Genomic DNA, 12,329 nt, shown 5'->3' on the forward strand with positions numbered 1-12,329 from the left:
GATTCTGAGGACTGCTTTTGGTAAAGCATAAGCATTAGCAATATGTTATAAATTCTAAATGAGGAGAGGTAGTTTCATACCTAAGCCTTTCAAATGTGTAATATCGTTTTAATAAACTGAGGATAGCTTTTCAACATATATTCTTAGTAGGCTTGCCACAATCCTATCTGCCGCTTTCCCGTCCCATAAAGGAGGGATACTGCCTTCCTTCCACTCACCTTTAACTATTTGCCTTAAGTAAGCTCTGATTTTGTCAGGATCTGTTCCTGCCAATTCATTAGTACCAACTGTAATTGTTTCTGGTCTTTCTGTGTTGTTTCTGAGAGTTAGGCAGGGTATTCCCATTACAGTAGTTTCTTCTGTTATTCCTCCAGAATCTGTTATTACACCTTTGGAATTTTTTACAAGGAAATTAAACTCTAAGTAAGAGAGCGGTTCCACAAAGCATAGACGAGGATCTTTGATGTTTAGGTTCTCAAGGAGCTTAGCTGTTCTGGGGTGCACAGGGAATACTATTGGATAATCACCTGTACCATCTAAAATAGCATCCATAATCTCGATGAACTGGTTTTCCTGGTCTACATTGGAAGGTCTGTGTAATGTTAGTGTGAAATAACCTTTAGCTTCTAGAGCTTTTCCGTTAACGCTGATGTTCGGATTCTTCAATCTATCATAATTAGCCATTAACGTGTCAATCATGGTGTTTCCCACGAAGTGTATTCGGTTCTGTGGAACACCATTTTTTAGCAGGTTTTCATTGGCATGTTCAGATGTTGTGAAGAAATGATCTGTGATACTATCTGTAACCATCCTGTTTATTTCTTCAGGCATACTTAAGTCCCCTGATCGAATGCCAGCTTCTATGTGTACCACTTCTATATTAAGCTTCTTGGCAGTGATTGAGCAGGCCATGGTAGATGTAACATCTCCTACAACTAATACAATTTGAGGCCGATTTTCCATCAACTCCTTCTCAAACCTTACCATAATTGCCGCAGTCTGTTCTGCCTGAGTTCCGCCTCCTGCCTCTAAGTTTGCATTTGGCTCAGGTATACCAAGTTCTTCAAAGAAGTTTCCAGACATTTTACTGTCATAATGCTGGCCAGTATGAATTAACCTGAATGAAATTATTTTTTCTGATTTATTAACTCTTTCAATAGCTTTAATGATCGGAGCAACTTTCATGAAGTTAGGACGGGCTCCTGCAACGATTGTTATGTTCATAGGTTTTGTTTCTAAAGTGCTTTTTAGAAGTTATAAATGGGACTTCTATACTATCATCAAAATTTAGAATCCCATTTGCTGCGTTCTTTTCTTTATGATTTCTTTTAAGAGAGCAAAAAGAAAATATGTGTTACAAATAGCGTATCGTTTTGCCAATCTTTTAGGGTCTTGGATAGTTCTCATGAACCATCGTAAGCCTAATTTCTTAGATAAACGGTCAAGTTTTACATCACCAACGAAGTATTCAAAGCTTCCTCCAACGCCCATGATTACTTTTGCATTAAGCATGCTGCTGTATTTTATAATAAATTCTTCCTTTCTAGGGGATCCAAAGGCTACAAAAAGAAAATCAGGACTGAAAGAGGCAATTCTGTCAATTACTTCTTGCTCATCTTTTACATCATAGTACCCGTGTTGAAAGCTAATATTATCAACCAGTGATGGATAATCGCAATTGATCTTTTCTTTTACCTTACCTAGTAACTCTTCTGGTGATCCAAGAAAGAATATTTTATAACCTTCCCTGCTCGACTCCTTAATTAACTCAACCATTAGTTCTGCACCAGATATTGAAGAGATTTTGTTGCCGTGGACAAGGTATTCTGCAAAAACAATTGATTGACCATCAGGAATGGTGTGGGTGCCAGCCTGGAAGAGTTCTCTTAGTTCCCTTCTTTTTGCACCTTGGTGCAGTTTGAGAGTGTTGAGAGAAATAATGGTAGACAATTTGCCTTCAGAAATCCTCTGTTTTAGTTCTGCAATCAGACTGTTCCTGTTTTTTAAGTAAACGTTATATCCAAATAGCATAATCCATTTTAAATGAGTGGTAAATAAAAGGTAAAAGATGAGCAGTTGTAGGAACAGAGTTTAATGAATAAAGCATTCTCTGTTGCTTGCAGGGTAAAAAATAATAGTGAATAAGAAGTTATAGCCAACTCTTTAGATACTGAGGTTTTCAGGAAGTGTATTTAAATCCATTTAAGAACCTCTGTTTAAGAAATTCACGAACGATTTTTCCTTCTTCTTTAGTGACTAGTGGCTTGGTGAATACTTTGAGTTTTACGCCATAAAAAAGAAAGATTAATGCTGATATACCCTTTCTTGCTTTTGCTAACTTTACAGCCTTCAACAGAAACATATAGAAAGGATAACTCCTGTTTTGATAGCTGATTGCCTCTCTTATTATTCCTTTGTTGAAACCACCTTCAGTACTGCGGGTTTGCGTAGGATAGAGGTGCCAAATAGGTTGTTCAAAGAACTTCTCAGTAATAAAACCATGGTGTCTGGCTAAAACATTATCTATACCATCCCATCCTTTGAAGGGTTTAAGTCCGCCAATTGCCTCTAAACATTCTTTCCTGTAAAACTTATTCGGTCCTTGTGTATGCCATTTATGTTTAGACTCTACTACTTTCTTCCCATCATGTAATACATAGGTTGTTCCACTAGCAATTCCCAAAGCAGGGTACTGTTTAAACTTATTTAGTATAAACTCTAGATAGTCAACTCGTTCTATAACAAGATCAGCATCAAGTTTTAGAACAACATCCCATTCTATACCTAACTCTTTAGCTTTTGAAAGACCAAAGTTGAACACATCAATAACATTTTTCCCCGTAGCTCTGGCTCCTTCATTTTCTTTTAAAAAGTAATGGAAGTGGTCAATCCTTTGGCTATAGTGCTTCACTATTCCAGGTGAAGTATCTGTGGAGTTATCATCAACTAGAATCCAGCCTTCTGGTTTAGTGGTTTGTTTATTAATGGAATCTATGGTCTGGGTTATAGAATCCTCCTCATTCTTGAATGGTGTAATTATTAATAGCTTCATATGTTAATGAAAATTAAGTATAAGGAGATTGCCGTTAGGTAAAGAAGTAATTTGTTATATTGTCATTTTATCATAGAAGTTTGATATTTTACTAATGATGCTTTACTAGGAATGAATTTATGCTCTTGTTTAGTTCTATGGTATATGCCTAACACATAGCCAGCCAACATGCCAAAAGGGTACATAAACTGTATACGGAAGAGTACATCCACCCAAAAAAGCCCAAAAATGAACATGAAAATTGAGCCTAAGAAAACCCGTACTATAATTAATTCATCTTCATTTATAATATCTTCTTTAGTCAAAGAATGAGCTATTGTTATCATTTTTATAAGCACAAATGATAAGAAGGTAATACCAAGTAATCCTGTTTCAGTGATAAAAATATCAATACTATGTCTAATCGTAAAAAAATCATAAAACTGTCCATGATGATTCAAGGGACTTTTGTTTGCGTTACCTATACCCATTCCTAAGGGAAGAGTATTATTGTCAGACAGGAGCGAGAAACTATAGATTACTGAGTCAACTCTTGATAAGCGACCTTTTCCTGATTCGCTACTAGCATAATCAATTAAGAAAGATGCACTTAGTGTGTCGCCATAGCCAAGTAAGGTATAGGTGTAGGAAAAACCAGCTATCATCATTATGGCAACAACTCCCAACACAAGTATCCTTTGAAGATTAAACTTGAAAATGAATGCCAGATAAGCTAGTAGTATAAGGATAATAAGTAGCATCCCTTTGGCCTCTGCTAAGATTGAGGGACTAAGTAGTAACAGTGATATTATTAAATATTTATATTCTTTTTTTTCAAACAGCTTTATCAGGAAATAAAGTAAACCCAACCCAATTACTAATGACATCAGGTTAGGAGCTATACCTCCCATAGTTCCGGAAATCATATCAAATAGTAGCTGATAGCTGTTCAATTTTATCTTCGATGCATTTAAATATTGGTAAATTGAAACCGGAATCTGTAGGAGAATTAAGGCTAAAAGCCAATTAAATTCCCTTTTAATAGAGATGTTTTTGAAAGCTAACAGATAGCTTAATAAAAAGAGGGGTAAAAAGGAAAAATAGTACCTTATTCCAGATATTAATATACTTGTATGAGCACCTAGGGCTTTCAAAACACCATATTGAAGAAGACAAAAAAGAGCGACACAAATTACAGTAGCTGTAATGAAATTTACTTCTTTGAAGATTAATATAATGAGAACAAGCATAGCTACTTGTAAACCCTCTATGACTATTATGGAGAATTTTGGTAGAAGACCTAGGTTCATGTCGGCCTTGCCCATCATATCACTTCCTTCTACTACCCAATTCATGACTATAGCTAGAAGTAATATTAAAATGATATAGTTTTTAAAAAACTTCATTTAAATCGGCTGACTTCTGTAACAGAGAGTGAAAAACAGTAGACTTAAACAGCTGTCAGGCTTGTAAAAAGATCACTGTACTTTTGCATAATAGTATCTACATGAAAATCCTTAGCTCTTTTTATCTGATTTTCTTTGGGTAAGGGGAAATCCAGTGCATGTAAAATTTTATTTGATAAGTCTTCTTCACTACCTACTGCGGCTAAATATCCAAATTCACCATTGTTAACTACCTCAGAAGGACCATAATTACATTTTGTTGTAACTACTGTAATACCTGTTGCTAAAGCTTCTACTAACACAACTCCAAACCCTTCGAAATCTGAAGACAAAACAAACAAATCTGACTTGGCAACCCATGCTACTGGATTTATTTGAAAGCCAACAAGATCAACATGTTCCTTTAGATCAAGTCTATTGATTTCCTCCTGAAGTACTTCTCTCAATGGTCCTTCTCCTACGATCAATAGTTTTACCTTTCTTTTTTTCAATACGTTAGCAAATGCATTGATCAACAGTTTTTGATTTTTTGCCTTAGCTAAGCGAGCTACATTTATGATGACAGGTTCCTTCTTATCTAATATCCATGGATGATTTACCTCATCATTCATTTGAGTGAGTAATTGATTAGTATAGGCTGGATTGTGAATAGTGTCAATTTTGTGTTTCGGCAACAATGCTAAAGAAGATAAATTGTGAGATATACCCTCTGAGACAGCAACTATACTATCAGCAAACCTATAAAATAAGGGTATCCCAAAAAAAGTGAGTTTTGTGATTGTTAGTTTTCTATTCTGCCCGAAAAGAGACACTGTGTTGTTATTCTCTGAAATAACTATTTTTGTTTTAGTCTTCATCATCAGTTTAGACAGTACAGCAAAAATATTTAGCGGTGGTGAGGCAGTGAAAAGTATATCAAAGTTTTCCTGTAAGAGAATTTCTTTGAAAGATGCATACAAGCTTATTTTTTTTGAACTCTTGAAGGGGATAATCTTTATTGAAGGATCAATGATATCTAAATATTCCCCTTCTTTTTTCATGAGAATAATGCTAACATCATGTCCTTGACGTGAAAAGTACTCCGCACTGTTTAATATTACACGTTGTATACCTCCCTGATCTAGTCTTCTGTAAAAAAAAGCTATTTTCATATTAAAAGATATTATTTTGCTAAAGCTATAAGGTTAGTTAAGTAACAAAATGGAGAATCCTTATTATGGTATTTTTAGTTGTCAATGGACAAGTTGCACTCGAGGAAGTGAGATAAGAATAACCTTTTCTCGATAGACTATATAACTGAATGATTTCTGCTTATATCTCTGCAGTTACTTTTTTTATATTTATTCTGTCAACTTCTGCGAATAATGTATAACCAAGGGATGGTAGGGCAACTTTGATCATGTTATTTTTTGTTGCAACTACAGTACCTTCCGTATCAGTAAGAAGACCATTAGTAATCTTTATACTGTCGTTAATATTTATTGTAGTCTTTTCAACCTGTATATTTTCATACTCATTAAGAAAACGTTTTATAGTGGCTATTTCTTCATCTTTGATGACAGCTGGTTGTCCAAGCCAGGTGACAACTTGAAGTATACCATCAATTTTCTTTAACTCACCTATTTGCTGTTTAGTTAAAAAAACAAATACATAAGAATTGAAAAGTGGCACCAAAACAGTTTTCTTTCTATCACTCCATTGTCTTACAACTTTATTAAGAGGACAATAACACACAAAACTCCTTTTTGCAAGAGACTCAGCTACTTTCTTCTCCCAGCGCGGCTTTGTGTACACAGCATACCATTTTTCACTCATACCCTTTACATACTTTTAATTTCATAAATCTTTCTATACGGCTTCGCCTCCCTCAGTCACACACTGTAACTGGTTGAATGAAGAATCACTTGATACAAAACTTTGATAGTTTGTAAGGAGATTCTGTTCTTATGGCTATACCACAGTAATAGTATAACTACACATCACTCTCAAGCTCTTGAAGTTGCACTCTTTGTGCTGTAGCTCTTGTTACCATACTTTTTGCCATAGCCGTATCCATACCCATAGCCGTACAAGCTTTTTACAAGCCCGTTTAGCTTTACACCATTAAAAATTATGGCAGGATTATTAAGAGATTCTATTTTGTTAGTTTCAGCTAATCGCTGTACTACAGCTTTAGGAGTATAATCATGCCTCATTACTAGAAGCGTAATGTCACAGTATTCTGTTAGAAGGTAAGCGTCTGATACAAGTTCTAATGGTGGAGTATCAATAATTACATAGTCAAATTCTTTTTCCAGGTACTTAAAGAACCCTTCTAATTTGCCATTTAATAGTAACTCAGTGTGATCTCCTACATCAACACCTGCTGGTATGGTATATAGATTATTAAAAGGAGTTGTTCTGACTATATCAGCTGGTTCAATTTCTGAGTTTAGATACTCAATGATCCCACTTTGTTTATAAAGATCAAAAAAGGCTGATGTATAAGGATTACGCAGATCAAAGTCCAGAAGTGCTACTTTCTTGCCTGATGCAGCAAGACTGAAAGCTAGGTTAGTACTGATGAAGCTCTTTCCTTCTCCGGGTATACTTGAGGTAACCATGACTTTCTTCTTTGTGAAAGTTCGCCCGTACAAACCCATTGTTACCCTCAGCTGCCGGAACTGCTCAATTATGGTAACATCTGTAGGTTCTTTAAAAGATATTTCTTTAGACTGCTTTACATATGCTAGTTCAGCCACTATTGGTGCACGGGTAAAACTTTCAATCTCAGAACGAAATAAGAGTTTACTGTTCAGTAGTTCTTTGCCTATTATTATTACAAAACCAACAACAAACGATCCTACTAAAGCAACCAAATAAATATATAAAGGCTTTGGACTTGTAGGCAGGACAGAGGAAACGGCTAAATCAACTATTCTTACATCTCCTGCGCTAGGAGCGTAGGAGAGTACTGTTTCTTCTCTCTTCTCGAGGAGAAAACTGTATGCATTATTTTTAATTAATTGTTGTCGACTGATTTCTAGTAGCTCTCTTTCTTTTTGGGGTATAGTTTGTAGCTCAGAGGTATATTTATTACTAGTTGAGGACAAATTATCCCGACTTGCCAATAAATTAGTACGATGATTTTTTATGTTTTCGAGAATACTAGGTCTTATACTCTCGATTTCATCTGTGATAGATACCAGTAAAGGATTGTTTTCAGCTGTGATCTTCTTTAGTTTCTGATACTGAATTTCTGAATTATATAATTTCTCTAGCAACTGCAATAAAACAGGATCGTTAATTCCTAAAGTGGATGGCACAATGCCTGCTGCATTACTTTTGGAGATTACATAACTTTCTACTTTATCGAGGACAGCCAGCTGTGAATTAATTCCAGAGATAGCACGATCATTTTCACCAACATTTTGCAAGAATAACTTACTCTGTTCACTTAAATTTACGGCTCCATTTTTTGATTTATATTCTACAACTCTATTTTCTAAATTCTTTAGCTCTTCCTCAACAAGTTTGATTCGGTTCTCTACGAAGGCAAGTGTATTTGTTGCCAGTTTATCTCTCTCAACAACTGCTGCTTTAGTATATACTTTGATTAATTCGTTCAGTATATCTTCTCCTCTTTGTGGAATAGGATCGGATAGTCTGATATCTATAACGGTGGATAGCTTACCTGATGCTTGAATTACAATACGGTTGAGTAGTTGATTTGTAATCGTTTTTGGTTGGATGATTGAAAAATATAGAGGATTTTCAGTAGTGTATAAGAACTGCTTGTTTTTTGTAAACATCATTTCACCGTATGGTGTCTCAACCCAAGTGTTAAGTTTATACTTACTGTTATCTATGCTGACAGTCTTTTGTCTACTGTCATAAGTAAAATATACCTGCCCATATTCAATCGCTCTTTCCGGGTTTTTCAACTTGATTGTAATAGGGGATGATGTATAGGCAGGTATGGATTTAAACTTGTCCTCCTCATAAACCGGTGCATAAAGATTTAACTCATCTACAACAAGTTTCATTAAAGCATAAGAATGAATAATATTTATTTCATTTTCAACAGTTTTGTTCGAAGTAAAAGCATCGATAGATTCTGTAAGCTTAGCATCATTCACCCCCCTCTGCTCATCTTTTATTAGCAATGATGCTGTTATATCATAGGAAGGAACTGCATAATATGTCAAATAGCCCCACGCTACTGCACTTGACATTACAAGTAGAAGTGCAAACAAAGGCCAGTAAGGAAAGTACCTGTACAGAAGAGCAGCAAAAAGATTATCTTCAGACTTAGCCATAATTCAAGTTTCTTGTAATCTATCTTGTTAGTCGGTCAACGCTCACAACAACCAAAGTCAAGGAGCTGATAACCAGTGGTAACCATTGCCTTGCAGCACTCACAGATGCAATTTTGGTTTTGTTCGGCTCTACATAAATTATGTCATTGGATTTAAGGTAGTAATAGGGAGAGGTGAATAATTCATCTGATGTTAAATCGATTCTAATTAACTTCTTTTTACCTGCTTCCTCTCTGATTAATAACACATTACTGCGGCTGGCATAAATGCTTAAGTCTCCTGCTAAACCTATTGCTTCAAGCAACGTTATTTTCTCATTAGGGACAGTAAGTACGGAAGGGTTTGCAACTTCTCCCAAAACAGAAACCTTGTAGTTCAGATAACGAACATCTACAATAGGTTCGATCAAGAGCTTTCGCCTGATAAGTTCGCTTTCAATGCCTTCTTTTAGTGTATTCTTCGTTAAGCCGGCAGCTTTTATTTTGCCTAGCATAGGAAACTGGATGTATCCTTCCTGGTCTACAAGATAACCTGTTACCGGTGAAACAGTGTTAGAGGCACTCGCACTTCTGATGGTGTTCGTACTATTGACGTTAAAGATCTCAGAGGCATCTGGGTTCAGGCTGTTCACAGTAATACTGAGAAGGTCGTTTTTTTGGACTACCGGCTCTAAACTCTCCATTGAACTCCCGTACTCACTCTTTTCGGCTTTGCCAAAGTAGATGAAGTCCGTTGACTTAGTACAAGAGGTAAAGAGTAATATAGCTATATAAAAAGGAACTATTTGTAGTAGTTTTACTCTCATTCCATAAAAAGTTAGGGTGTGTTACAATCTAAATGACCATTACTAGTAGGTCAAAGTGCTAAGTAAAGAATCGAATAGTTTAAGAATAAATTAAATAATTACAATATGCTTGTACGTTGCTCTCTTTTGTAGGTTGTAGAATTTGCACCAACGGCGAGAGTTTATTTTTGGGATAAGCAGAAGCGTTTTTTTGAAAGTAAATTTAATCTTTGAAAATTAGGCAGATCTATAAAAGCACTTTATGAGTACGGTGTAAGGACAACGTAAGGGGCTTTCGTTTCAACAAAAGGCATTATAGTTAGGACAAATATCTTCCGGCCTACAAGTATGCTGCTTGGCTAAAGTTTACTTTTTCAGTGCATGAGTAGACAGGATAGAGGCTTAAAAATCACATATTAAAGCATACTGCTGCTGATAATATTTCCTCCACGCTTTTTTATGTCTTCCTTTGCTTTCGCAAATCCTAATGGATCAATTGGCCGTGTGGCATCTTCTACAAGGAAAGTTTGAAACCCTTCCAAAAGAGCATCCTTCGCTGAAAAGTAAACACAATAGTCTCCGGCCAATCCTGCCAGGTAAACCTGTTCCACCTGTTTACTGCGAAGGTAGTCAGCCAGCGCAGTGGAGTTAAGATGCCCGTTATCAAAAAAGCCACTGTAGCTATCTATTTCCGGGTTAGTGCCTTTTCGAAAAACTGCCTCTACCTTATCAGTGTTCAATGCAGCACAAAAGTCTGCTCCCGAAGTACCCTGCACGCAATGTGCCGGCCAGAGTACCTGCTCCATACCCACCAGCTCAATAACATCAAAAAGTTGCTTTCCCTCGTGGTTCACTGCAAAGCTTTTATGTTCGGCCGGATGCCAGTCTTGTGTGGCAACAACCAAATCGAACTTATCTTGCAGGTTGTTCGCTATATGGATAATCTGGTCGCCTTCGGGTACAGCCAAGGCACCACCCGGTAAAAAATCATTCTGAATATCTATAAGAAGTAAGGCTTTCATAAGTTTTAGTCGTTAATCTGTAAAATAAGCTTAGCCAGGTGAATAGTAGCTTCGTTGCCAGTATGTTTTCCAGGTTCATCGGATAGCTTTACCACAGGCATCCACTCTAGTCCCTCTGGTTGAGTTTCGGTCATTTTGATAACCATATTTAAAGGAGTAAGGCCAACGTCGTTGGTAAGGTTAGTGCCGATTCCGAAAGAAGCACCTATTCTGCCTTTGCAGAACTCAGTGATGCGGGCCACCTTTTCATAGTTGAGCGCATCCGAAAATACAATGGTCTTTGCCCGTGGGTCTATTCCCATTCGCTCATAGTGGCTGATAATGCTTTTAGCAAATTCTATAGGATCACCGCTGTCGTGCCTTACACCATCAAACAACTTACTGAACATCTTGTCAAACTGGCTCATAAACACACGGGTGGTGTATGTATCGGAAAGCGCTATGCCAAGGTCGCCCCGAAATACCTGCACCCAATGCTGCAGGCCCAATGTGTTAGCCATTTTAAAGCCATACCGGGCAGCATGAAACATAAACCATTCATGGGCATGGGTGCCGATTGGTTTAACCCCTTTTACATGAGCCAGGTGCACATTGCTTGTTCCTACAAAGCTACCACTGCCATGCTCTTTTAAAGTGTCAACAATCAAATCGTGTACCTGGTAAGAATGCCGGCGGCGGGTGCCAAACTCTGCTATTATTACTCCAAGTTCTTTATACTTCTCTATTTTGTTACGAGCTACACGAACAACTTCGTCGTTACTGAAGCGCTGTAGCTGGCTCATCTGGTAATACAGTTCAGAAATAAGGGCCATGAGAGGTACCTCCCAAAGAATGGTTCTGTACCAGTAACCTTCAATAGTCAAGCTTAGCTCGTCACCGCTTTGTGAAATGTTTACCTCCTCCGGATCATAACAGTAGCCTTGCAGAAAATCCAGGTAGGTGGGGTCGAGGTAAGGACAAGTGACAGCCAGAAAGCTTTTCTCCTCTTTTGTAAGTCGAAGAGTAGCCATGGCATCCACTGCTTTACGCAAGGCATCAGCAAAGCCAGGAGGGAAGGAATGTTTTCCTCGGTTGATGAATTGATAGCGTGCCTGTGTGCGTGGAAACAACTTAACCACCGCATGCTGCATCGTGAATTTGTAGAAGTCATTGTCCAGGATGGAGGGTAGGCGGGGAGTTTGGTCTGTAGGCATTGTGGTCATGGGTGCTCGTTTGTGCCGGTACAGCAGATACTTAGAATCGTGCCCAGTAACTGGGCTGCAGTCCGGATACACCAAATTACATTATACTAACCACAAAAGCATTTTACAGGCTGCATTTATCTGGAGATCATAAATAAGTAGTTGGTTTAATACACTGTGTAATAGCTACTGCCTTACACCAGTTAAGGGTTGAAAATAGTCACTTACCTGGTGTAAGGCAGCAGCTGAGTTGTTACAGACTTTCTATTTCAAAAGATATTTTCGCATTAACCCCATACGACACAATTTGATTATTCGTGACGTTGGCATTCATTTCTTTGATGTAGATAGATTTAATGTTCTTAACTGTTTTAGCCGCTTCGTTCAGTGCGTTTCGTGTTGCATCATCGAAGCTCTTATCAGAACTGGCGATAACCTCTATTACTTTGATAATAGCCATAGTTTTATAATTTATTAAGTTTAAGATAGGAATATTAATATTTCATACGGAGGGAATAGGGAGTGGTATATAAATCAAGAGGTTTGTTCTTACTTACCAGTAATAAAAAAAGCTTTCCCCTCAGAGTACCCTGCTAAAAAGGTACTC

General features: G+C 37.2%; 11 protein-coding genes. All 11 read right to left on the bottom strand.

The features are described 5' to 3' along the window. Positions 1 to 108 precede the first annotated feature (108 nt). A complete protein-coding gene (wecB, locus tag ACFSRY_RS14995) occupies positions 109 to 1,224 on the bottom strand; it encodes a non-hydrolyzing UDP-N-acetylglucosamine 2-epimerase (RefSeq protein ID WP_377509381.1) in 1,116 nt (371 codons plus the stop codon). Between the two features lie 63 nt (positions 1,225 to 1,287). Continuing rightward, on the bottom strand, positions 1,288 to 2,031 hold the full coding sequence (locus ACFSRY_RS15000; protein WP_377509384.1) for a WecB/TagA/CpsF family glycosyltransferase: 744 nt from the start codon (positions 2,029 to 2,031) through the stop codon (positions 1,288 to 1,290). Positions 2,032 to 2,179: 148 nt separating this feature from the next. Next, complete coding sequence (locus ACFSRY_RS15005; protein ID WP_377509387.1) at positions 2,180 to 3,052, bottom strand: glycosyltransferase family 2 protein; 873 nt, start codon at positions 3,050 to 3,052, stop codon at positions 2,180 to 2,182. A gap of 62 nt (positions 3,053 to 3,114) precedes the next feature. Continuing rightward, a complete protein-coding gene (locus tag ACFSRY_RS15010) occupies positions 3,115 to 4,437 on the bottom strand; it encodes a hypothetical protein (RefSeq protein WP_377509390.1) in 1,323 nt (440 codons plus the stop codon). A 44-nt stretch (positions 4,438 to 4,481) separates the two neighbouring features. Continuing rightward, entirely contained in the window at positions 4,482 to 5,588 is a 1,107-nt protein-coding gene (locus ACFSRY_RS15015) for a glycosyltransferase (protein WP_377509393.1), read from the bottom strand. Between the two features lie 160 nt (positions 5,589 to 5,748). Next, positions 5,749 to 6,252 (bottom strand): UpxY family transcription antiterminator, encoded by a 504-nt coding sequence (locus ACFSRY_RS15020; RefSeq protein WP_377509396.1) that lies wholly within the window; start codon positions 6,250 to 6,252, stop codon positions 5,749 to 5,751. Positions 6,253 to 6,422: 170 nt separating this feature from the next. Then, a complete protein-coding gene (locus ACFSRY_RS15025) occupies positions 6,423 to 8,735 on the bottom strand; it encodes a GumC family protein (RefSeq protein ID WP_377509399.1) in 2,313 nt (770 codons plus the stop codon). Between the two features lie 19 nt (positions 8,736 to 8,754). Continuing rightward, positions 8,755 to 9,540, bottom strand: a complete 786-nt coding sequence (locus ACFSRY_RS15030; RefSeq protein WP_377509402.1) for a polysaccharide biosynthesis/export family protein — start codon at positions 9,538 to 9,540, stop codon at positions 8,755 to 8,757. A gap of 395 nt (positions 9,541 to 9,935) precedes the next feature. Further along, entirely contained in the window at positions 9,936 to 10,541 is a 606-nt protein-coding gene (gene pncA / locus ACFSRY_RS15035) for a bifunctional nicotinamidase/pyrazinamidase (RefSeq protein WP_377509405.1), read from the bottom strand. A gap of 5 nt (positions 10,542 to 10,546) precedes the next feature. Next, positions 10,547 to 11,743: a nicotinate phosphoribosyltransferase gene (pncB, locus tag ACFSRY_RS15040; protein ID WP_377509408.1), complete on the bottom strand. Its 1,197-nt coding sequence runs from the start codon at positions 11,741 to 11,743 to the stop codon at positions 10,547 to 10,549. A gap of 232 nt (positions 11,744 to 11,975) precedes the next feature. Beyond that, positions 11,976 to 12,182 (bottom strand): dodecin family protein, encoded by a 207-nt coding sequence (locus ACFSRY_RS15045; RefSeq protein WP_377509411.1) that lies wholly within the window; start codon positions 12,180 to 12,182, stop codon positions 11,976 to 11,978. Positions 12,183 to 12,329 lie beyond the last annotated feature (147 nt).

This window comes from Pontibacter locisalis, from assembly GCF_042684605.1.
GTDB lineage: Bacteria > Bacteroidota > Bacteroidia > Cytophagales > Hymenobacteraceae > Pontibacter > Pontibacter locisalis.